The organism is Flavobacterium sp. 245 (assembly GCF_004362055.1).
Lineage (GTDB): Bacteria > Bacteroidota > Bacteroidia > Flavobacteriales > Flavobacteriaceae > Flavobacterium.
Genome location: NZ_SNXB01000007.1, coordinates 165,998 through 190,370, shown reverse-complemented (window position 1 = coordinate 190,370; position 24,373 = coordinate 165,998). Strand labels below are relative to the sequence as shown.

General features: G+C 35.4%; 12 protein-coding genes. 9 read left to right on the top strand and 3 right to left on the bottom strand.

Annotated elements, in window-relative coordinates:
• Window positions 1–56: 56 nt before the first annotated feature.
• The 7 genes from EV145_RS14910 (at window position 57) to EV145_RS14880 (ending at window position 11,999) form a co-directional block, all read left to right on the top strand.
• Window positions 57–3,056, top strand: coding sequence for a glycosyl hydrolase (locus EV145_RS14910; protein ID WP_133525997.1), 3,000 nt, complete (start codon window positions 57–59; stop codon window positions 3,054–3,056).
• Between the two features lie 83 nt (window positions 3,057–3,139).
• The gene (locus tag EV145_RS14905) at window positions 3,140–4,489 is read left to right on the top strand and encodes a glycoside hydrolase family 105 protein (RefSeq protein ID WP_133525996.1); all 1,350 of its coding nucleotides are present in this window, start codon (window positions 3,140–3,142) and stop codon (window positions 4,487–4,489) included.
• 267 nt (window positions 4,490–4,756) lie between these two features.
• A complete protein-coding gene (locus tag EV145_RS14900; protein ID WP_133525995.1) occupies window positions 4,757–6,097 on the top strand; it encodes a hypothetical protein in 1,341 nt (446 codons plus the stop codon).
• A 71-nt stretch (window positions 6,098–6,168) separates the two neighbouring features.
• On the top strand, window positions 6,169–7,599 hold the full coding sequence (locus EV145_RS14895; protein ID WP_133525994.1) for a family 43 glycosylhydrolase: 1,431 nt from the start codon (window positions 6,169–6,171) through the stop codon (window positions 7,597–7,599).
• 23 nt (window positions 7,600–7,622) lie between these two features.
• Window positions 7,623–8,951 (top strand): glycoside hydrolase family 28 protein, encoded by a 1,329-nt coding sequence (locus tag EV145_RS14890; protein WP_133525993.1) that lies wholly within the window; start codon window positions 7,623–7,625, stop codon window positions 8,949–8,951.
• A 206-nt stretch (window positions 8,952–9,157) separates the two neighbouring features.
• Entirely contained in the window at window positions 9,158–11,599 is a 2,442-nt protein-coding gene (locus EV145_RS14885) for a glycosyl hydrolase 115 family protein (protein ID WP_133525992.1), read from the top strand.
• A 223-nt stretch (window positions 11,600–11,822) separates the two neighbouring features.
• Complete coding sequence (locus EV145_RS14880; RefSeq protein WP_026729959.1) at window positions 11,823–11,999, top strand: histone H1; 177 nt, start codon at window positions 11,823–11,825, stop codon at window positions 11,997–11,999.
• Between the two features lie 124 nt (window positions 12,000–12,123).
• Here the strand turns inward: EV145_RS14880 and EV145_RS14875 are convergent, their stop codons facing one another.
• The 3 genes from EV145_RS14875 to EV145_RS14865 all read right to left on the bottom strand — a co-directional run bounded on the left by EV145_RS14875 (window position 12,124) and on the right by EV145_RS14865 (window position 18,193).
• Window positions 12,124–13,632: a rhamnogalacturonan acetylesterase gene (locus EV145_RS14875; protein ID WP_133525991.1), complete on the bottom strand. Its 1,509-nt coding sequence runs from the start codon at window positions 13,630–13,632 to the stop codon at window positions 12,124–12,126.
• Between the two features lie 295 nt (window positions 13,633–13,927).
• Window positions 13,928–16,795, bottom strand: a complete 2,868-nt coding sequence (locus EV145_RS14870) for a glycoside hydrolase family 2 TIM barrel-domain containing protein (RefSeq protein WP_133525990.1) — start codon at window positions 16,793–16,795, stop codon at window positions 13,928–13,930.
• Between the two features lie 21 nt (window positions 16,796–16,816).
• Entirely contained in the window at window positions 16,817–18,193 is a 1,377-nt protein-coding gene (locus EV145_RS14865; protein WP_133525989.1) for a rhamnogalacturonan acetylesterase, read from the bottom strand.
• A 254-nt stretch (window positions 18,194–18,447) separates the two neighbouring features.
• On the opposite strand from EV145_RS14865, the gene EV145_RS14860 reads away from it, so the two are divergent.
• Together EV145_RS14860 and EV145_RS14855 are read left to right on the top strand one after the other, a co-directional pair.
• A complete protein-coding gene (locus EV145_RS14860; protein WP_133525988.1) occupies window positions 18,448–21,852 on the top strand; it encodes a DUF4450 domain-containing protein in 3,405 nt (1,134 codons plus the stop codon).
• 187 nt (window positions 21,853–22,039) lie between these two features.
• Window positions 22,040–24,325 (top strand): hypothetical protein, encoded by a 2,286-nt coding sequence (locus EV145_RS14855; protein WP_133525987.1) that lies wholly within the window; start codon window positions 22,040–22,042, stop codon window positions 24,323–24,325.
• The last annotated feature ends 48 nt before the right edge of the window (window positions 24,326–24,373 follow it).

Genomic DNA, 24,373 nt, shown 5'->3' with positions numbered 1-24,373 from the left:
ACAATAATTTTTATTTTTAAATGATAAAAAACAAATCAAAGTAGCAGGTAAAGCAGATGAAAAATCAATATCTAAAGGGACTGATTTTAACGTTATTAATAGCAATTCTTATAGTAAATGCATCATTTATTATGAAGGACAACGATATTAATGAGGATAAACTTGCTCAAGATTTTACTAATGCAAATGGCCCGTCGCCCTTTATTTTATGGCAATGGATGAATGGCTGTGTGACCAAAGAAGGAATTACTTATGACTTGGAATCGTTTAAAAAAGCAGGAATAAAAAATGTCCAGCAATTTTTGGTAGGCGGATCTGAAGCGGACATTACAAATCCTAATATTACTATTTTGGGTGATCAATGGAATGATTTAATGAAATTTTCATTAGAGGAATGTGAAAGATTAGGAATAGATTTTGGAACTCATAACAGCCCCGGCTGGTCAGCAAGCGGCGCTCCAGGCCTAAAAGCTGAAGACGCTATGCAAAAACTGATTTGGTCCAAGACAGTCATTTCTGGCAAAACAGCTAAAGGAAGTGTGATTACAAAAGCGACAATAGAATCTAAATGGAATTTTTACAGAGATATTTGCTTGATTGCGGTACCAAAAGAAGCAAAAAATATAACTCAAGATAAAATTATAATTATCACGGAAGGTCTTGATAAAGATGGGCGATTAAATAAGAATTTACCTGATGGTCAATGGGAAATACTTCGATTTGGGCATACCACTACAGGTGCAATGAACATGACGGCTCCCGTTTCAGGACAGGGATTGGAAGTAGACAAAATGAGCCGGGATGCACTTGATAAATTTTGGGCGCTATATCCTGAAAAATTAATGGATTTAGCAGGCAAACATGCAGGAAAAACTTTCAAACGAATCGAAATAGATAGTTATGAAGCCGGATTTCAGGATTGGACTCCAAAAATGGCAACTGAGTTTAAAAACCGAAGAGGTTATGATTTACTTCCGTGGCTGTTAGTTAAAGCAGGTTATGTAGTCGATTCTAAAGACAGTACCGAACGTTTTAAGTATGATATGCAACGTACGATTAACGAATTATATGCTGATAACTATTATGGATATCTGGAGGAATTAATACATAAAATACCGGGCTTAGAATTTTTATGCGAGCCTTATGGTACGGGAAAGAAAAATTTTGATGAAACTGCTATTCGCGGTATTGGCGATATGGTCATGTGCGAATTTTGGACAAAACCTGCCACTTGGGGATGGGAAACTCTTTTGCCTGTTTCCAGTAATGCACATGTAAACGGTAAAAAAATTGTAGCAGCAGAAGCTTTTACCGGACAGCCACAATACGCTTTTCAGACTGATTTGGCCGATTTGAAAGCGACGGGAGATCAAGCATTTTGCGAAGGAGTAAATCTTTTTGTACTACATGCAAGCGCTCACCAGCCTTGGCCTCAAGTGAAACCAGGAATGACAATGGGATGGTGGGGAACACAATTTGGACCGTCGCAAACTTGGTGGGAACACGGAGCTGCGGAATGGATAGAATATGTATCGCGATGCCAACTGCTGCTTCAAAAAGGATTATTTGTCAGCGATTTATGTTATTTACAGCTCGAAAGACAAAAGAAAACCTTTATTCCGGAAGGTTATAAAGGAGATATCTGTAACGAAAAAGAGATATTGAATCGTTTCTCCGTTAAGGATAATAAAATCGTACTTCCAGACAGCATGACTTACAAAATACTGATCCTGCCAAATGATTGTAAACTAGAACCAAAACTGGCCCGTAAAATAGAAAAATTAGTTTTTGAAGGTGCTGTTATTGTAGGAAACGGTTTTACAGGAAGTCCCGGTCTAAATAAAGCGGTAGAAAATAATCTTGAAATAAAAGGCATCAATGAACGTTTGTTTGGTTCAGTTGAAGAAAAAAAATCAGAAAAAAAAGTACTGAACGTTGGCAAAGGCAAAGTTTACAGCGGTTATTCTGCGCAGGAAGCACTAGAATTAGAAAATATTTCAAAAGATGTCGAGCTTTTAAACAATGAAAAAGAGCTGAATTGGATTCATAGAAACGACAAAAATGAGGATTATTATTTTATTTCCAATCCTACAGCAATTGACAAATCATACCAAATAAATTTCAGAGTAAAAGATAGGATACCAGAACTTTGGGATCCTGTTACTGGAAAAATAAAAGATGTTCTAATTTGGTTAAATGATAAAAATAAAACTTCAATCAGAGTTGATTTAGAAGCCAATGGTTCCCGTTTTATTGTTTTTCGCAAAAAAAGTGATGCGCAGTCAAATGCTGTTAAAGAAATTTCCCTAAATGGAGAAGAATTAAAAACTAGTCTCCCTTTGACGGCAGACAATCAATTGATTTTAAATAAAAAAGGATCTTATAAAGTAAGTTTTACAAACAGCAAATCGACAGTTATTAAACAGAATAATGAGCCTGAAACTCTTTTTTTGAACGGCAATTGGAATGTTAGTTTTGAGGAAAATCGAGGAGCACCATCATCGGCTAATTTCGAAAAATTGATTTCCTGGCCGTTACATTCTGATTCTGGTATTCGCTTTTTTTCTGGAACCGCATCTTATAAAAAATCATTTCAGCTCAATTCAAAACAGCTTAAAAACAATAAGCGTGTATTTTTGGATTTAGGAATGGTTAAAAATACGGCTTCAATAACAGTAAATCAGAAAAAAGTAATTCTTATATGGAAACAGCCATTTACTGTAGATATAACCAATTATTGTAAATCAGGAGAAAATCTACTCGAGGTAGGTGTCACCAATCTTTGGCCCAATCGTATTATTGGTGATAAATACGAACCCGAAGATTGTGTTTGGGGCCCAATTCGTGATTTTCCCTATGTTAAACCTGCCCCTGTAATTGGAAGAAATCTGCAAGTAGTACCAGAGTGGGTCGTCAACAAAACGCAACGCCCAAGTAAAAACCGGATCACTTTCTGCACTGTTGGTTTTTTCGAAAGAGAGAGTCCATTATTAACTTCAGGATTAATTGGGCCCGTTAAAATTAGTATTGAAGATGTCTGGAATTTAAAAGAATAGAATATATAAAATTTAGAATGGACATACCAGACTACTAAATATATTATGAGCAAAAGTAAAATTTAAACTAACACACTAACCACATGAACTATAAATCAACCATTTTAGCAATGCTTGTGTTTGCATCATTTACAAATGCAAACGCTCAAAAAACAGATGCGACGGCACCATTGCATTTAATGCAGCCTGATTATCCAACACCATATGTTATTCCGCAAAAGGAAGATATAAAAGTGGTTTTAGACAGGGTTTATAATTTTTTAGATAAAAATTCGGCTTCAAAAATTGTCGATGCAAATACTAAAGCCGTTATTACAGATTATAAAAAAGGCAATCAAGATATTGTTTTTGAACCGGGTGCTTTCAGGCTGACTAGTTATGAGTGGGGTGTTACGTACGCCGGAATGCTTTTGGCTTCAAAAGCTACAGGTGAAAAATATTACGCTGATTATTCAAATAAAAGAATACAGCTAATTGCTGATATCGCCGAAAATTATAATGAAAAAAACATCAAGGATAAAGACATGCTTAAAACGCTGCATCCTGAAGCATTAGATTTTGCCGGTGCGCTTTGTGCAGCATTTATTAAAGCCAAAAAAGAAGGTTTAAAAGCCAATATTGATCCTCTGGTAAACAACTACATCGACTTTATTAGCAACAAACAATTTCGATTAAAAGACGGAACTTTAGCAAGAAACAGACCGCAGGACAATACACTTTGGTTAGATGATATGTTCATGAGCGTACCTGCATTGGCACAAATGGGAAGTTATACTGGAAATGCAAAATATTTTGACGATGCTGTAAAACAAGTCAATCAGTTTTCTGAAAGAATGTTTAATAGCCAAAAAGGCATTTATATGCACGGTTGGGTCGAATCAATGCCGGTTCATCCGCAGTTTCATTGGGCAAGAGCAAATGGCTGGGCAGTTATGACAATGGTTGAATTATTAGAAGTTTTGCCAAAAAATCATCCGGGTTATCCTCAAGTTTTGGCTCAATTGCAAAAACATATCGCTGGACTGGTTCAATATCAGGACGGAACAGGTTTTTGGCACCAATTGTTAGACAGAAATGATTCGTATTTAGAGACTTCCGCAACGGCAATTTATGCGTATTCTATTGCCAGAGCCATAAATCGTGGTTATGTTGATAAAATGACGTACGCTCCAGCAGTTTTATTGGCGTGGAATGCTGTAGCGACAAAAGTAAATGATAAAGGTCAAGTTGAAGGAACCTGCGTTGGAACCGGAATGGGTTTTGATCCTGCATTTTATTACTATCGTCCGGTAAATGTTTTTGCAGCTCACGGTTATGGTCCGGTTTTATTGGCCGGAGCCGAAGTTATTTTACTTTTAAAAGATAGTCAGTTTCAGATCAATGACAGTTCTATTCAATTGAAAATTGAAGGGAAAAATAACTTGCATAAGTAAGGCAGAGAGTTAAAAGTTAAGTGTTTGGTATTAGGTGTTAGCCGTTTATGCAACATTCGAATTAATCTCGCAAAGGCGCGAAGGCGCAAAGTTTTAAATTGAATTGCCTCTAGCTTTAGCGGGAGATAAAAATTAAGTAAAACTAAGTGGCTTTAGCTAAATTATTAAAAGTAAAAGGAAGCCTTGTGTCTTCGTGGCGAAATTAATTGCAGAAAAAAAACTTTGCGCCTTTGCGAGATTAATCGACAAAGAAATTAAAAAAAACTTATGAAATTAAAAAGATCCATAAACACGCTTTTTCTTTTTTGTACCCTAACATCATTTAGCCAGATTGGAACCCGATTTCCATCAGAAAAAAAGATTATTAAAGATCCCGTTACAGGTATCGATTTAATCTTTTTAACTACAAAATCGGCAGGAGATTCAAAAACATATCCAACACACCCACAATGGACTTCCGATGGAGAATGGCTAATTTTTAGAACTAAAAGAGCCAACGGGGATGCAATGGCCGTAAACGAGAAATCAGGTGTAATGGTTCAGGTAACCGAAGGCGGTTACACTGGAACATTATGCATGGCGCAAAAATCGATGAAATTGTATTTTATGCGAAAAGGCGATAGCGATAAAATGCAGATTATGGAAGTGAATCTGGAAGCCGTTTTTGCAGATAGTGAAAAAGGAAAGATGAAACCTGTGTCAGCTTATGAACGCGTTTGCGGAACAACAAATCCAGAAATGGGAGCGTCGGGTGACATGGCTTTGGATGCTGATGAAGACCGAGTTTATTTCAGAATAGGAAAAGAAGAAGCCGCAAGACATTTAGATCCGAATGTAAAAATTGAAAAGAGTTTTGGACCAAGAAATATGGGCGCGGGACCCGGTGGCATCAGCAGTATGAATATTAAAACCGGCGAAGTGAAACATGTAGTTTCAGTGCCATTTCAAGTTGGACATATTCAATCTAATATCTGGAATCCGGGTGAATTGGTTTTTTGTTGGGAAACCGGAGGAAAATCTCCACAACGCACTTGGACCGTAATGGCCGATGGATCAGGTTTACGACCTTTATATCCTGAATCTGATTTTGAATGGGTAACGCACGAAGTTGTAATTTCTAAAGATGAGGTGGCAATGGCAATTATGGGACATCGAAAAATTGATATTCAAAAAGAAGCTCCAGTTGAAGTTACTTCTAGTACCGAAGTTCGAAATCCTCAAAATCCGGGTCAGGAAAGCAATTGGGGAAACTCAGGAACGAGAGAAAAACCTACTGGCTTGGCAATTGTAAATTTAAGAACGCGCGAAATGATTATTGCCGGACAAACAAAAAGCGGCAGCGGTTTATGGCATGTTCACGGTTCTTCTGACGGAAGATGGGCAGTTGGTGATGACTTTTCAAGAAGTTTATATTTAATTGACAGAAAAACAAATGAAATGATGATGCTGACAACGGGACATAAAGAAACGGCTGCAGATCACGTTCATCCGACTTTTAACAGAGACGGAACAAAAATTGAAATTCAATCCGCGATGCTTTCTGAAGATAATAGAACACTGAATATCTGTATTGTAAATGTTCCAAAAGAATGGTTGAAAAGAAAGTGATTAGTAAAGAGTGATTAGTAAAGAGTGATTAGTAAAGAGTGATTAGTAAAAAGTGATTAGTAATTAGTAAAATGTTTAAGAAGAATTATTTGGTTTTGAGATGTTTAATTATCTGTATTTTCTTTGTAGGCAATATAGCTGTTTCCTTTGCGCAAGAATTAGGAAAAATGGATGCCATTTATTCTGGCACACCTTGGTTTGACCAAAACGGAAATATTGTAAGCGCACATGGCGCATGCATTTTAAAAGAAAAAGATACTTTTTATTTGTTTGGGGAAGCACACAGCGATACCAGCAATGCCTTTGTAGGATTTAATTGTTATTCTTCAAAAGATCTGTACAACTGGAAATTTGAGCGTCAGGCGCTTCCGGTACAGGAATCTGGAAAATTGGGACCAAATCGTGTTGGTGAACGAGTAAAAGTGATGAAATGCCCAAAAACAGAGGAGTTTATAATGTATATGCACGCCGATACTTTAACGTATAAAGATCAGTTTGTAGGTTATGCTGTTTCAAAAAACATTGAGGGACCATACACATTTAAAGGCCCGCTTTTATTTGACGGAAAACCAATCAAAAAATGGGATATGGGAACTTTTCAGGACACTGATAATTCGGGATATATTCTGGTCCACGGTGGTGAAATCTATAAATTAAGTGATGATTATAAATCGGTTACAGAAAAAGTAAATGAAAATATTACAACCGGATTTGAATCTCCGACGATGCTGAAAAAAGATAATCGATATTATTTTATTGGCTCGCATTTGACAAGTTGGGAGAAAAATGACAATTATTATTATACCTCAAATTCAATTAAAGGTCCTTGGGAATTTCAAGGTTTAATTGCACCAAAAGAAACGCTGACATGGAATTCGCAATCGACTTTTGTTTTGCCAATTCAAGGCTCAAAAGAAACTAAATATATGTTTATGGGCGATCGCTGGTCGTTTCCAAAGCAGGCATCTGCAGCAACTTATGTTTGGCAACTTTTGACAATTTCAGGAAAGTCACTTTCTATTCCAGTTTATCAGGAAACTTGGCAAATTGATGTGGAAACCGGAATTGCATCTGTACCAAAAAACAAGAATAAAATTCTGAAAAATACCAGTAAGGAAATTAAATATTCCGGAAAATGGAATCATACAGATAATGGAAATATGCAATTAGAAAGTAAATCGGATGACAAAAATGCTTCTTTTTCAATAAAATTCAAAGGCCAGCAAATTGGTTTTTCAAGTTTTGTGGGAACTGAAAATGGATACGCTAAAGTTGTTTTAACTGATGAAAAAGGAAAAATTGTAACGACTTCAATTGTTGATTTGTACAGTAAAAATGCAACTGAAACATTAGTTTACAAATCTCCAATTTTTAAAAAAGATAATTATATTTTGACAGTTTCCGGTACGGGAGAAAGACCAAATTGGTCGGATAAAAGAAAATCAAATTATGGAAGTACAGGATATTATATTTCTGTTACTCAAATTGAAATAAAGAAATAAAATAAAAATAAAAACAGTTTACGATGAAAAAGTTTTTGACTTTGGTTTTATGTGTTTTGGGAATTTCCCAAAGCTCATTTTCACAAAAATACAGCGCTGATAAATTTCCTGATGGAACCGAAATTCCGGTTTGGTTTAAAACCTACACGAAACTTCAATTGAAGGATTTAGGAAAAAAATACACAATAACTGATTTTGGCGTTAGCAAAGACAGCACAAAAGTGCAGACTGCTGCGATTCAGAAAGTGATTGATAAAGCAGCTGCAAATGGTGGTGGCGTAATTGTAATTCCGAAAGGAGTTTTCTTGAGCGGTGCTTTATTTTTCAAGCCAAAAACAGCTTTGTATGTCAGCGAAGGCGGGGTTTTAAAAGGTTCTGATGATATTGCCAATTATCCGATTATGCCATCAAGAATGGAAGGCCAAAATCTGGATTATTTCCCGGCTTTGGTAAACGCTTATGGCGTTGATAATTTTTCAATTTCAGGAAAAGGAACAATAAACGGAAATGGAAGAAAATATTGGGATGCTTTCTGGGCGCGCCGAAAAGAAAATCCAAAATGTACTAATCTTGAAGTTTCCAGACCAAGATTGGTTTTTGTATGGAATTCAAATAATGTACAATTTCAGGATGTCAAATTGATCAATTCTGGTTTTTGGACGAGCCATTTTTATAAATGCAATAACATAAAAATACTGGACACGTATATCTTTTCTCCACACAAAAAAGGCGATGCTCCAAGTACAGATGCAATTGATCTTGATATTTGCAGTAACGTACTTATAAAAGGCTCGAACATGTCTGTAAATGATGATGCTATAGCCTTAAAAGGAGGTAAAGGACCTTACGCAGATCAGGATAAAAATAATGGAGCAAACACGAACATTATCATTGAAGACTGTAAATTTGGCTATTGTCATTCGGCATTAACTAACGGAAGTGAAGCGATTCATAATCGAAACATAATTATGCGCAATTGCGAAGTTGATGGACCGTCAATATTGCTGCATCTTAAAATGAGACCTGATACACCACAGCTTTACGAGTTTATTAGACTTGAAGATATTAAAGGACAAACCAAAAATGGTCTGGCTATTTTAGCATGGAAACAGTTTTTTGATTTGAAAGGGCGTCCTGATGTTCCATTATCGTATGGAGATAATGTTACTTTAAAAAATATTGATCTTAAATGCGAAATGTTTTATAAAGTGGAAAACGACCCAAATGTTCGTTTATCTAATTTCACTTTCGAAAATCTAAAGATTGAATCTGCTAAAGCTGATATTGATAAAAGCTTGATAAAAGGAGTGACTTTTAAAAATGTTTATGTGAATAAAGTTTTAGTTGATTAGAAGGTTCTAAGGTACTTAGATTCTGAGGTTCTAGGTTTTTTTTTGTAAAAGTGCACAATGATATGGTTACCAACATTGTAGAGACGCACAGCAGTGCGTCTAACACAAAGTAACCTCAAAGCTTGTAAGGAATGACAAACCAGCGCGAACCAGTTTAATCGGTAAAATCCGCGACGCAATCAAATTTCCTATAATATAATTCTAAAATGAAAAAAATACTGCTATTAATTTTCTCGATTTCATCCATAAATGGTTTCTGCCAAAATAGAATTGCAACGGAATTCCTAATTTCAGATTCTAATAATGCAGTAAATATTTTCATCGACAAAAATACAGACCCCTTAATTGTTTGGGCGGTAAATGAATTTGCAGATGATGTCAAAGAATTAACCGGAAAACGACCAAAAATACTTCAGGCAAATTCATTTTCTAAGAACGGAATTTATATAGGAGAAGTTTCGGATAAACTGTTTAAAACGAGAAAAGAACAAAAAGAACTTTCTAATCAATGGGAGAAATTTTCCATCAAAAAAGAAAATGATAATCTTGTAATTGCGGGTTCTGATGTTCGCGGAACCGTTTATGCGATTTTTGAAATTACAGAACGTCTAGGCGTATCTCCGTGGAAATGGTGGGCAGATGTCCATCCCATAAAACAGGAAAAACTTTCCTTAAAACTTTCAGAGCAAAAAATAATTTCGTCGCCTTCAGTTCAATATCGAGGCATTTTTTTGAATGATGAAGATTGGGCATTACAGCCTTGGGCTGCCAAAACATTTGAACCAGAAACGGGAGATATTGGTCCCAAAACTTACGAGAAAATTTTTCAATTATTATTGCGCTTAAAAGCCAATACGATTTGGCCGGCGATGCATCCTTCAACAAAAGGCTTTTTTACAATTGCCGGAAATAAAGAAATGGCGCAGAAATATCATATCGTGATTGGTTCGTCTCATGCTGAACCGATGCTTCGAAATAATGTTGATGAATGGAAACCCAAAATCTACGGTGATTACAATTATTTTACGAATAAAACTCAAGTTGATAAATATTGGCAAGATCGTTTAGATGAGTTGAAAACGGCTCAAAATGAAACGATTATGACACTTGGAATGCGAGGCGTTCATGATAGCAAAATGGAAGGCGCAAAGGATTTGAACGAATCGATTTCAATGGTAGAGAAGATTATTGTGAACCAACGCGAAATGCTTTCCAATACTTTCAAAAAACCTTTGTCAGACATTCCGCAGGCTTTTGTTCCGTACAAAGAAGTTTTAGAATTATATGACAACGGACTTAAAGTTCCGAGTGATATTACTTTGGTTTGGCCTGATGATAACTACGGATACATTCGTCGTTTGAGCAATGAAGAAGAGCAAAAAAGAGTAGGAGGAAGCGGTGTTTATTATCACATTAGTTATTGGGGAAGGCCACACGATTATCTTTGGCTGAGCACGATGCAACCCGGTTTGATTTGGTACGAAATGAACAAAGCCTATCAAAACGGAGCAAAAAAAATGTGGATTGTAAATGTTGGTGACATAAAACCGGCAGAATATGACATAGAACTTTTTCTGGATATGGCTTGGGACGTCAACAGTATTAAATATGATGGTCTTAATCAATATATGAAAAACTGGGCTTCCAGAGAGTTTTCGCCAAAAATTGATGCCGAAGCAAGTGCGATTTTTGAAGAGTATTATCGTTTGGCATTTCTTAGAAAACCAGAATATATGGGTTGGAGTCAAACGGAGCCAACAACGCCGGTAAAACTATCCGATTTTTCAGAAAAAGAAATTTGGAGCCGAATAAAAGCTTACAATGTCCTTGTTGAGAAAGTGGACAGTCTTTCAGCATTTATTCCGCAGGAGCGAAAAGATGCCTGGTTTCAATTGGCTGTTTATCCAGTAAAAGGAGCCGCTTATATGAATCAAAAGTTTTTATACTGGAATTTGGCAGCAATTACTTCAGATGAAAAAGAAAAAGCAAAATACGAACTTTTGGCTTCAGAGGCTTTTCATAAAATTGAAGCACTTACTGATTTTTACAACACCAAATTAAGCGAAGGAAAATGGAATAAAATGATGTCGATGCATCCTAGAAATTTACCTGTTTTTGATTCGGTTAAAAAGCCTGAATCAGTTTTAAAAGTGCAAAAAGAAACCGCAAACAGAATTGCAATTCAGGCCAATGCATTTGTATCTCAAAAAGACTTTAAAAATTACAGTTGGAAAACAATCAACGGTTTAGGTTATAGCAATAATGCTATTACTTTATTCCCTTTAAGACAGCAGTATTTTAAAGAAGCAAAACCCGCTGTCGTTTATGAATTTGAAATCCAAAACGCAGGTGAATATGATATTGAGCTAAGAATATTGCCAACGCATGCCAATAATTTTGACCATGAAGTTGGAATTCAGGTTGATGGAAACACTTTGCAATCTTTTAAAACCAATACAAAAGACCGTGACAAAACCTGGAAAGAGAATGTTTTAAGAAACAGTGCAATTGTGAAACTTTCTGCTTTAAAAATGGAAAAAGGAAAACATAAAATCAAGATAGAGGTAAACCAGACCGGTATTGTGCTGGATCAGCTAGCAGTTTATCCGTCAAGCGAAGGAAGTTCTTACGAAATACCTCTAAAATAGGCATTAAATGATGAGTATGAAGCAGTAACAACTGTGAAAAATAAAAAATATTCAAAAAAAATAGATTTCTAAATTTTTGTAATCCGTTGATATAGAGATTCCAAGAAAACAGGTTAAATTATTATTAACTTAAATCGCCAAAACAGTTATAATTTTAACATTAAACGTGCGTTATAGTTCGAGCAAACATTTATTTTTGCGCCTTAATTTAACAAGTATAAGCATGAAAGATCTATTAGTAAAAATCAACGCCGAAATTGACACATTTAAAGCAGAAGCTGAATCTTTAACTGAAAAAGGTATCAAAGCTGCTGGACCAAGAGCTAGAAAAGCTACTTTAGAAATTGAAAAACTTTTAAAAGAATTCAGAAAAGTTTCTATCGAAGAATCAAAAAAATAATACATTTTGTATTTCAAAAACAAAAACCTCGTTTAAGTAATTTAAACGAGGTTTTTTTAGTTATGAATTATGAGTTATGAATTATAAGTTGATTTTGACTTTGTATTTAACTCATAATTTATAATTATTTCGGGGTTTCAATATAATCTTTCAAATTACAATCCTTCACTTTCTTAAGACTTTCTGCAACTGTTAATGCGTTTAAAGTGGCACCTTCTAAGCCTGTATGCGTGTGATCTTTTGGAAAAAATGCTTTTACTTTTTCTTTTCCAAAAGCTTCATATTTTAAAGCAACAATATCATTTAAATCGATAAACGGAACTTTTTCTTTTTCGGCTGCAACTTTGGACCAAATTACATAAGTATCGGTTCTGCGTTCCGCTTTGTCATTTGGCCATTCGTTTCTTGGCGTCAAACTCAAAACAATCGGAATAGCACCTTTTTCTTTGGCTTCTCTGATGAATTTCTCCATATACCACCCAAAAGTATGTACGATTTCTTTTGAACCGTCTGGACGCGTTACTTCTTGCGTTTCATCACCGTTTCCTTTTAAGGAGCCTCTGAATTTTTCTTTGTCAATATCACCGGCATCGTTATGTCCAAACTGAATAATAACGAAATTTCCTGGTTGTAATTGGTTTTTTACTTCGTCCCAAAGACCTTCATAAACAAAAGTTCTGGTGCTTCTGCCACCTCTTGCTTTATTGATTACTTCAATTCTCGTAGTGTCGCAATATTGCGGAAAAGGAACGCCCCAGCCAACTGCATCAGGATTATTGTTGTTATTGGCCATTGTGGAATCGCCTATTAAAAACACTTTTTTCTTTGGCGGAAGTACAATTTTTGGGTTTGGCAAAATGTAGTTTTTTAAAGAATTTTTGCTCGTTTTTAATTCATTAATAATAACAGAAGCCGATAGTACAGCGCCTTTTGCAGAAGTATGTGTATGATCTTTTTTGTAGAAATAAGTTCCGGTTACTTTTGCTTCGCCGAGTTTCTCCATTTCAACAGCCATTTTTTCATTCAAATTGATGAAAGTAATTTTTTCCTTTTCAGCAATTTGTCTTGCCCATAAACCGTATGATTTATCGTTTCTTGGAACTTTTCCTTCCTTCCAGTCGTTTCTCGGAATTGGCGAACAAATTATTGGAATGGCACCTTTTGATTTCGCTTCGCGAACTACTTTCTGAATGTACCAGCCGTAGCTGTGAACCGTTTCATGTTTTTTGGTAATGAGATTGTCGATTTCCTGTGTTTCATTTCCAATTCCTTTTATCGTTCCGCGTGCTCGAATCGTGTCATTAATTGGCCCGTCGTCATTATGTCCAAACTGAATCAAGACATAATCGCCCTTTTTAAGTTTATTCAAAACTTCAATCCATAAACCTTTGTCCTGAAAAGTTCTAGAGCTGGTACCGCCCAAAGCATGATTTTCAATATTGACTTTTGTAGTATCTAAAAATTGCCCAATATAATCTCCCCAGCCCCAAAGTCCCCCGGTTCCATCACCTTTGCCATTTTTTACGGTTGAATCGCCAACCATATAAACGGTGGGTTTATTATTTTGTTTGAATGTAAAATTGAAAAACAAGACTGCTAGAAATAAAGCAGAAAGTATTTTAATTGATTTCATATTTTGAATTGGTTGTTTGTTGGTGGTTGATAGTTGATAGTTGATAGTTGTTTGTTGATAGTTGATAGTTTTTTTGTTTTAAGACGCTAAAAACGCCTAGTTTGTCATTTCGATGAAGGAGAAATCCTCGCAAGTAGCTCGACAAAGATTGGCGATTTAGTTTGTCAAGCTACTTACGAGGATTTGCTATGTCAGTCGCTATCGTTCGAGTCTCCTTCGTCGAAATGAAACACTGTATGTTATAGGCAAAGATTAAAACCTGAAACTTGAAACCTGAAACTAAGAAAACTTAAAACTAAATCTTATCCCTAAAATCAAACCACAAATTCATCTTAATTCCGTCATCGCCACTTTTAATTCTGATGTTTGTTGGCTGACTTTGTGGGCCTTGCTGTTCTAAAGGTTTGAAATCTCTCATGGCCGGAATTTCATACATAAATGAAATATCACCTTCTGGAAATGCCGGTTGCGGATTACTTCCTGGAAAACCATTTTTAGGCAAATCAGGCGTAAATAATCTCAAGAATAAATTATCAGATTCGCTAAAAACCTTAAATGATGAAGCGCCTGCTTTTAGATTTGCTCCCAATAAATTCGCATGATAACCTTTAAATTCTGGATAAACTAGGTTTTCAAAACTTTCTCCCGTAATCGTATTGTTATAATCCTTCTCCCAAATTCCGTAAGTCGTTCCTTTAATTCTGTTTTTCCAAACATGATAAGGCCCTCTTCCAAACCATTTTATGCCAGTAACTTCTTTTTCAGGGAAACTGAAAGTAATTCCGAAAGAGTTGATTTTATCTTCAAAGAAAGCACCGTCGAATCCGTCTGCACCGTTTGCTCTTTCATTTTTTAAAACTATCATTTCCATTTTAAATCTTCCGTCTGGTTCCATTGTCCATTTGATAGAAGAGATGCCGCCAACGTATGAAACTGTACAAACCGATTTATCACCTTCCTGAGAAACCTGAATGTCTTTCAATTTAGCTTTCATTCCAATTGGGCGTGGCCCATTTGTTAACGGAATTGTTGCTGTTCCGTTTTTAACTGATGTAATTTCTCCATTCGAAGCGTTTAAAACAACTGTTACATTTCCTCCTTTTAAAGTAACGTCAGTTCCTGTTTTCACAGCCGATGCTTTTGCTTTTGTATTTTGAACCGCTAAAAATTTATTGGCATAAAATAAAGCTTTGTGAATAGGCCAAGTCCAAGTATAAATTTCTTTGCCAAACTGATCGTAAGCCGAAATTGATAAAACATCACCTTCAGAAAAATTATTAGGAACAGCAAACTGAATTTTGCGTGTTTCTCCTGGATCAATACTCGGAATCTCAATTTTCCCTCCGCTTATTTCTTTGGCAGTTCCAGTAGTATAAAGCACATTTTTATCCGATTGTAATACTTTGAATTCCATTTTGCAGGTATTCAAATTACTGAAAAGATAATCGTTTTTGATTAAGAATGAACCATCAAAACCTTCTGTAACTTGTTTTGGCTGAAACTGAATTGGCGCCCAAACTTCTTTTACCGTATAATAGCTTCCTTCTCTTTCACGATGCGGCCCTAAAATTCCGTCTGCAGCAAGAGAACCTTTCGAATCAAATTTTACATCGCCCGTCCAATCTGATCTTTTTACCGCTTCGTCTAACATCGCCCACATAAATCCTCCTGCAAAAAGCGGACTTTCTTTATAGCGGTTCCAGAAATCTTCCAGCGCAGCGCCATGTCCGTTATCATAAGTACCGTGCATAAATTCGGTTGGAAAAAATACATTTTCGCCGGCGTTAAAACGATGCATTCCAGTTAAGTAAGTCGGGTAGTGGTGCGTATCCCAGCCATTAAAATCGGCCCAAGGATGAATCACGATTCTCTTTTGTGGATCAAGATCTTCGAAAACTTTATCGGTGTCATAATTCCAGCCTCCTTCATTTCCGTTATCCCAAATAATTACAGATGCATGGTTAACATCGCGCGTGATCATTTCAGTCGCTAATTTCTTTCCTGTTTCTGTATCGTAAGAGTTTTGCCAGCCCGCCAATTCATTTAGAACAAAAAGACCAAGAGAATCACAAACTTCCAAGAAGTGCGTATCCGGCGGATAATGCCCACGAACGGCATTCATATTCATGTCTTTGATTAATTTCCCGTCCAGTTCACTAATGCGCTTGCTGGTGCTTCTTCCGCCTTCTGGCCAAAACGAGTGACGGTTAATTCCTTTCATAATGATTTTGGTGCCATTAAGATAAATTCCGTCTTGTTTTTTAAATTCTAAAGTCCTAAAACCAATTCGTTTGTCATATTGATGAACGGCAGTTCCGTTTTGTTTTAAAACAAGTTGCAACTCATATAAATTTGGATTTTCAGGATTCCAAGGTTTTATGTTTTTCCATTGTGCTGCAATAGTTTCTTTAGCCGTTTTTGCTTTAATTGGAAAAGTAAAAGTTTGGAAATTTTCTCCGTTTAAACCTATTAAAGTGGCTTCTAAAGTGGTATTTTTCGAAACGTTTTTCAAGTTAACATCTACTGTAATTGAACCGTCCATTTTTGGATTTACAGCAATATTTTCAATATGCGTTTTTGGTGAAACTTCTAACCAAACCGGACGATAAATACCGCCAAACAGCCACCAGTCCGCTCTTCTTTCTGCCGCATTTACTGATTTGTTTGCCGAATGTTTCCATACATGAACTTCTAAAGTATTTTTTGAACCATATTTCAGCAGTGATGAAATATCATACTTGAACTCATAAAAACCACCCTGATGAATCGCTCCAGCCAGTTTTCCGTTTACTTTTACTTCCGTATCCGTCATCGCACCACCAAAGGCAATTAAAACATCTTTGCCTTTATAATCAGTCGGAACTTCAAATTCATATTTGTATAAACCTTCTTCTTTGCTCGGTTCTTTTTGGTTCAATTCTTTGTACCAGCGACCATAGGTATATTCGCCAAAACCTTCTAATTCCCATTGCGACGGAACATTTATTTTTGACCAAGTTTTACTTTTGTTTCCGTCAGTACAATAAAAATCCCATTGCACAGGATGTTCAAAATCTTTTCCTGAAAGATAAACTTTATCGGTTTGTTGTGCATGACTGTTTTGGGTCAGAAAAAGCGAGAATGCAAGAATTGAGAGATTTTGGATAGTGTTTTTTAGTAGCATAGTAAAGTAATTCTTTGATGGTTAATTGCCATCGGGTTTAACAATTTCAAATCGGGCGCTCATAGGCAGTGTCCAGCTTGAAATGAAATTTGGTTTCTTCGGATTATAATCTGGTGTTTCTTTTTTGATATGTTTTTTTAGCGGAATATCAAGTTCACGAATGCCACTTAAAACGCAAAGCGCAATTTCGTTAGCTCCAAATCCATTAAAATGAGTATTGTCGTCTAATGCTTTTTCCTGTCCTGGAAAAGTATTGGCTGGATATTGTACAAAAGCTTTTCTTGAAGGTTCGTCGCCCCAAGTTTCATACAACTCGGTTGTCATTTTTGTAACATCAATTAAAGCGATATTATTTTTTTGAGCAACAGCTCGCATGGCTGCAGGAAATTCGCCGTGCGTTTCTTTTAATGTTCCATTTTCATTGAAAAATCGGCGTTGTGTTGGTGTTACTAAAACAGGAATTGCACCTTTTTCTTTAGCCGAGTTTACAAACTCAGTTAATAAAGTAGAATAGGAACCCCAAGCGCCATTGCCTTCACCTTTTATTTTTTCGTCATTATGACCAAATTCCACAAATAAATAATCTCCTTTTTTAATTAGGGAAAGTATTTTTTTTAAACGATTTGCACCTTTAAATGAACTTAGAGATGAACCAGAATACGCATAGTTTGCAACCACAACATTGCTGTCAAAATAATTGGTGATAAACTGTCCCCAGGAAGCCCAAGGTTCTACGTCCTGATCTGTAACAGTTGAATCTCCTGCGAGATAAACAACGGTTAAATTATCTTTTCGTGTGATTTTAATGCTTTGTATAGATGCTTCGCCAAGAAATTCAATTGTCAGTTTATGATCCCAGTTTAAAATTTCTTTTTCACGGTCCTTTAAACTGATATTTGTTTGATCGTCAATTTTGATATTTCTGACATTAACATTAAAAGTCTGCGTTATTTTTTGTCCTTTTTTTACCACTAATTCGTTAAGCATTAATCGTCTCGATTCTGCTTTTATTGTAACTTTTGAATCTTTTTCGGCGCTTCCCATTGTAACTTCAACCTGATAATTTCCCTCAGGAACTGCAGTTGAAAAGTAGGTTGGTTTTGTAATAGAAAATGAATTTGCATTGATTTTTACATTCGAAGCCGAATTAAAATCAAATCCATAACCTTTTGCATCAGTATAAGCTAAAGCATTGTTTATTAAAGTACTTTTTTTACTTTTTGTCGAATTTCCAAATACAAAAAACTTTGATTCGGTATCGTTTTTTATACTATCATTTTTAATTTCTGAAGAAGAATAAACTGCATTTTTGACAAGCAGATTAGAATGCATAGCAAAGAACTGATTCGGCATTGCCAAACAAATAACCATCGATAAGAAAGTACTGATTTTTACCAATTTTTTGAGATTTTAATTTATTTGATTTTCAAATCTAACGGTTCATTTTTGATATAGTATCCTGTACTATGATGTTAAAAAGAATTTAAAAATGCTAAAAATTAATATACTTTTTATATTTAACAAATCAGGAAGGTACAGGATAGTATACCACAAAAAAACAAAGAAATTGCATCATAATTATTGAATTGATAAAAAAAGTCGGTTTTAATTTTATTTAATTCTTATTTGGATTCAGCCATTTTTACTGCTTTATGAAAACAAAAAAACATTTTTTTACAAGGGTTTTAACTTTACTGCTTTTCTGTTCTGTCCTGACTTTTGGACAAAATAAAGAAGTTCGCAAACTGAATTATGCGCCGGAGGAAAATAGTTTTGTTTTAAAAAATGGAACTCGAAAATTCAATCGAGCATTGTATGGTTCGAATACCGGTTTTAGAGTTGAAACGGGTGATTTGCCTGAGTTTGCAATGTATATGCCGGGAATGGGCGGGAATTTTAAGCTCGGAATTGTGAACGGAAAAGAGAGTAAATGGATTACCCAAGCTTCTAAAATTGATACCAGATATATTTTAGGTACAATGCATTATACAATTGAAGATGCTATTTTAGGAAGTGGCAAATTATTTATTGATGTAGTGGCTTTAAAAGAAAAAGAAGGTTTTATTGTCAAAGTTTATGGAAATGCAGTTTCTAAGAGCAACAATATTATTTGGGCTTTTGGTGGCGCAACGGGAAAGAAATTCAGTCGTGATGGGGATATTGGTGCCGATCCGGAATCCGTATTTTATTTGCAACCTGATTATTGTCTTAATAATAAGTACACTTTACAAAAACAGTCATTTTTGCTGGAATATGGTTCTGAAAGCAACAAACAGAAAACAGGAAATAATAAAAGTTTAAATGGATTTTTTCCCGAATCGAAAGTGCTTTTAGCAAACGCAAAAAATCAAAATTCGCCTTTAGAATTATATAATTCAAGTGCAGAAAATTTGCCGGTAATTACAGGTAAAACAAACAGTATTTCTGAAAAAGCAATTTATTGGCTTTTTTCTCCAGAAGAATTAAAAACCGCTGTTTCTCAAATAGAAATCGCGTTACTCTATGAAAAATCGCTTCAGGAAACGCAGGTTTTAGCGAATAGAGTTAAAGTTAAAACTCCGGATCCTTATATCAATAATTTGGGAGCAGCGCTTGCAATTGCTTCTGACGGAATTTGGGAAAACCCAGCCTATCTTCATGGTGCAATTGCATGGAGGATGTACTTAAATGCCTGGCGTGGTGCTTATACCGCAGATCCGCTAGGATGGCACGACAGGGCGAAAACGCATTTTACAAGTTACAGCAATTCGCAGGTAACGTCGCCAGCAAATGGACCGATTGTTTTTGATGAAGAAAAAAATCTAGCACGTCAAAAAGAAGAAATAGGAACTTCAATGTTCAGCAGTGGCTATATTTCACGAAATCCAAATAAAAAGACGGTAGCGCATCATTATGATATGAATTTGGTTTTTATTGATCAAATGTTGCGTCATTTTAAATGGACGGGAGATATTACTTTTTTAAAGGAAATGTGGCCAACAATTGAACGACATTTAAATTGGGAAAAAAGAAATTTTGATCCTGACAACGATGGACTTTATGATGCGTATGCCACAATTTGGGCGAGCGACGCTTTGCAATACAGTGGTGGCGCTGTAATTCATTCTTCGGCTTATAATTATTATGCTAATAAAACGGTCGCTGAGCTGGCAAGAAAAATTCAAAAAGATCCAACGCCTTACGAAAATGAAGCGGCTAAAATTTTAAAAGCTTCAAATGAACAGCTTTGGCTTTCTAAAAAAGGAATTTTTGCTGAATATAAAGATGCTTTAGGAAACAGATTATTGCACGATTCTCCGGGAGTCTGGAGTATTTATCACACGATAGATTCAGAATTGTCAAATCCTTTTGAAAGTTATCAGATGCTGAATTATGTAAATAATCAGATACCGCATATTCCAATTGCTGCGGACGGTCTTGATAAGAAAGATCTTTATGTCATTAGTACCACAAATTGGCAGCCTTATACGTGGTCAATTAATAATGTGGCTTTGGCCGAACAATTGCATACTTCACTGGCTTTCTGGCAAGGTGGACAACCAGAAAAAGCATTTAAAATGTGGGAAAGTGTTTTGGTCGAAAGTATGTATTTGGGGGCTTCACCGGGTGGTTTTGAACAGCTTTTGTATCAGGATGCGATGCGTGGCGAATTGTATCGCGATTTTGCTGACCCAATTGGAATGGCCTCTCGAACTTTGGTTGAAGGACTTTTCGGAATTAAGCCTGATGCAGTTGAAGAAGTTTTGACAATCGAGCCTGGTTTTCCTAAAGAATGGGAAGAAGCTTCTTTAAAAGTTCCGGATATTTCGATTGCTTTCAACAGAAAAAACAGACAAGACAATTATCATATTGAAAATCATTTTGCGTCAAAAATGAATTTGAAATTAATTCTGAATGCCTATTATGACGGAATTGAAAGTATTAAAATAAACGGAAAAAATGTATCATGGAAAGCGATTCCGGAAAGCATTGGAAATCCAAAAATCAGTATTGAAGTTCCTTATAATGGGGTTTATAATATTGTTGTCAATTGGAAAATTGGCACTTTAGCAACTGTATTTACTCAACCGTCATACAATTCCGGCGATGCATTAAATATTCTTATAGGCAAAGGCGAAATTGTTTCAGTTTATGATCCGCAAGCTGTTTTGGGCGAAATTAAAAAATCGGAAAGAACTTTTCAATCAACTGTAAATGGCGAGGGAAACAAAACCTTTTTTATACAAGTAAAACAGGGTGATTTTTCTTGGTGGAAACCAATTGAATTTAATTTAAAAGGCAAATTAGAAGCAACGAAAGTTGCAAACTGGGATCTTCCTTTGGAGAAATCACAGCGTTCAGAAACTATTTCGCTTTCTTCTTATTTCAATGCAAAAGTTACAGACATTTTTGCAAACGAATATTTATCTCCAAGACCGCAGGCGGTAACTTTACAGCTTCCAAAACAAGGAATTGGAAATTGGTGTTATCCTAATATTTCGGTAAAAATTGACGATAAAGGGTTACGCGAAAAAGCAAAACAAACGGGTGAAATTAAAACATCAAATGGGATTCCGTTTAAAACGCCTTCAGATGAAAATCAGAAGAATATAATCTTTACTTCGATGTGGGATAATTATCCAAAAAGCATTGATATTCCGTTAAGTGGAAAGGCTTCGCAGGCTTATTTTATGCTTGCTGGAACAACAAACCCAATGCAAAGCCGAATTGCAAATGGAGAAATTACAATATATTACACCGACGGAACTTCAGAAGTTTTAGTATTAAAAAACCCAGAAAACTGGTGGCCAATCGAACAAGATTATTTTGTTGACGGATTAGCTTTTACGACTGATGCGCCCAAACCGCCAAGAGTTTATTTAAAAAACGGAGAAATTTCGAGAGATTTTAAAGATTTCACCGTCATAAAAGGATTTACAAATTATGGCGTTGATGGCGGTGCAGCAACAATTTTAGATTTGCCATTAGATAAAAATAAAACATTAAAAAGCCTAACGCTGAAAGCGATTGCCAATGATGTGGTGATCGGTTTAATGAGTGTTACTTTAATTAGATAATAATTTTAATTAGAAAATGTGTCAATTTGATAATTAGACAATTGTGGAATGTGAGATGTTAAATGTAAAACTAGCCTTCGACTCCGCTCAGGGTGACAGCTGTTTTTAAGAGAATCTTTTTCCTTTGTCAGGCTGCGCGAAGTCGAAGCCCTTTTGAACCTCAAACTTGAAATAAAAAATATAATTAATGAGTGCAAAACGGAATTGTTTTTTATACTTTTCTAAAGCTATCCTTGTAATAGGGATGTTAAGCTGTTTGCGCTCTTACGCTCAAATCAAAACGGATGGTTCTGATCAATTAGCTGAAAATTTGCAAAAAGCGGCACAAAATATAGTCCCAGATGTCGTCTACATACAAACCAGCAAAAATATTTATGAAACAGAGGAAGATGTTTGGTTCAAAGGATATGTTTTGGATGGGCAATATTTCACACCTTCAATGCGCAGTAAAATATTGTTTGTGCAGTTAATTGAAGATAAAACGGAAAATGTAGTTTGGGAGAAAAAGTATGAAATTGAAAATGGTTTTGTTGATGGGCATCTTTTTCTTGAAAATTCTTTACCAGAAGGAAATTATACGCTGGCTGGTTATAGCGCTTATTCGTTTCTGAAAGAACCCAAAGAATTTTATGCGCTGAAAAAAATAACAATTGTAAAAGCAATCAGCCAGAGAAAAAATGTAGGTTCTTCAGAAAAAGATAATGTGTTGCATTTTTCTACTTTTCCAGAAGGAGGGAAGCTGATTTCGGGGATTCAAAGTCGTTTAGGATTTAAAGCTGTAAATTTAAAAGGTTTGCCAGTAGCTGTTTCAGGTACTTTATTTGAAGATAATGTGCCTTTGCTAAAGTTTAAAAGCGGTCATGCGGGTATGGGGGCGATTAGTTTGACTCCTCTAAGAAATAAAAAATATCACATTCAATTAAATGAACCTGAGCTTGCGACAACTTTTACGATAGATACAATACATGCAATAGGTAAAGCGCTTAGTTTAATCAAAAACACTAATGAAGCTTTGGTTTTCAAGGTTTCGCAAAGTGATGTTTTGCAAGAAGAAAAGGTATACCTGCGATTACAAGTGCGTGGAATAGTTTATAGTATTGCTGTGGGAATGCTGAAAAAAGAATTAATGATTAAAATTCCTTTGAAAGAGATACCGAAAGGAATTGCAGAAGTGACACTTTTTAATAAAGATTTATTGCCAATAGCAGAAAGACTGGTATATGTAAATCTTGAGCAAAAGTTAACTATTAAACCGGAATTGGATAAGATCGATTACACTAAAAGAGAACGCGTAAATTTAAAAATAAAAGTAACGGATCAAAATGATCAGGCAGTAATAGCTCATTTAGGAGTAAGTATTTATGACGGTTTGTATCAAAATAAGCAAGATGCAAAAAATATTCAAAGTCATTTTTTGCTTTCCACACAGCTAAAAGGAAATATCTACAATCCGGCATATTATTTTGACGAAGAAAATAAAGATCGAAAAGAAACTTTAGATGTATTAATGCTTACTCAGGGATGGAGAAATTATGTTTGGAACGAAGAGAATTTAAGAGACTTCAGCAACACAATGACACCTATACTTTTTGATGAGGTAAAAGGTAAAGTTCAATTGGAAAAACCGGATAATAAACAATCCACAACAGCAACGCCAAAAGGAGTAGTTGTATTTGCAGCAGATGATGCCAAAGGTAAAGATCTTATAACTACAGATGAAGAGGGAAGTTTTACTATTACACCCGATCATTTGAAAAAAGGAGAAAATGGATATACATATCTTAAACTGATGGCCTTGCCAGAGCCTAAATATCTAATGAATGTAAAAAAGGTCACGTTTGAGCAAATTAATAAAAACCGAAAAAACAAAACTGTAATTTATCCTTTTCCAGAGATTGAAAAAGTACATACTGATGAAAGTTCGCCATTTTCTGAACGCGAAAAAGTAAATAAATTAAATGAAGTCTTGATTGTTGCAAAAAAGAAGATGTTTCGCGACAAGTATATTGGAAAACTGGATAGTTTAGCGAAACTTAATAATGATTATGTGTGTTCTTTAAATGTTTTAAATTGCCCCAACTGGGTAAAACATGGAGGAGAAATAACAAAACCAGTAGAAGGTAAACAGTACAAAATATTTACCGGCTCTGTTACTACAAATACGATTTATCATTATAGGGACTATACCGAAGATGAGTTATTAAAAATGTTCAATTTAGCCAGTGTAGAAGGTTATTATGGTAAAAAAGTGTTTTATGAAGCTGTTTATGATGATGTGACAATAACTGATTCGACTCCGGATTATCGTAATACTTTATTTTGGAAATCGGATCTAGTTACCAATCAGGAGGGAGAGGCTAACATAACTTTTTTCTGTTCAGATATTAAAAGTCTTTTTACGGGGACTATTGAAGGAGTGACAGGGGACGGTTTACTAGGAACTCAAAATTTCAATTTGTTAGTTAAAAAATAAAAATAAGATGTTTGCAGATTTATTATTGAGTTCAAAAAACTTCTCAAA

Coding starts and splice junctions, on each gene's coding strand:
- EV145_RS14910 (WP_133525997.1), top strand. CDS start 57: ATGAAAAATCAATATCTAAAGGGACTGATTTTAACGTTATTAATAGCA.
- EV145_RS14905 (WP_133525996.1), top strand. CDS start 3,140: ATGAACTATAAATCAACCATTTTAGCAATGCTTGTGTTTGCATCATTT.
- EV145_RS14900 (WP_133525995.1), top strand. CDS start 4,757: ATGAAATTAAAAAGATCCATAAACACGCTTTTTCTTTTTTGTACCCTA.
- EV145_RS14895 (WP_133525994.1), top strand. CDS start 6,169: ATGTTTAAGAAGAATTATTTGGTTTTGAGATGTTTAATTATCTGTATT.
- EV145_RS14890 (WP_133525993.1), top strand. CDS start 7,623: ATGAAAAAGTTTTTGACTTTGGTTTTATGTGTTTTGGGAATTTCCCAA.
- EV145_RS14885 (WP_133525992.1), top strand. CDS start 9,158: ATGAAAAAAATACTGCTATTAATTTTCTCGATTTCATCCATAAATGGT.
- EV145_RS14880 (WP_026729959.1), top strand. CDS start 11,823: ATGAAAGATCTATTAGTAAAAATCAACGCCGAAATTGACACATTTAAA.
- EV145_RS14875 (WP_133525991.1), bottom strand. CDS start 13,632: ATGAAATCAATTAAAATACTTTCTGCTTTATTTCTAGCAGTCTTGTTT.
- EV145_RS14870 (WP_133525990.1), bottom strand. CDS start 16,795: ATGCTACTAAAAAACACTATCCAAAATCTCTCAATTCTTGCATTCTCG.
- EV145_RS14860 (WP_133525988.1), top strand. CDS start 18,448: ATGAAAACAAAAAAACATTTTTTTACAAGGGTTTTAACTTTACTGCTT.
- EV145_RS14855 (WP_133525987.1), top strand. CDS start 22,040: ATGAGTGCAAAACGGAATTGTTTTTTATACTTTTCTAAAGCTATCCTT.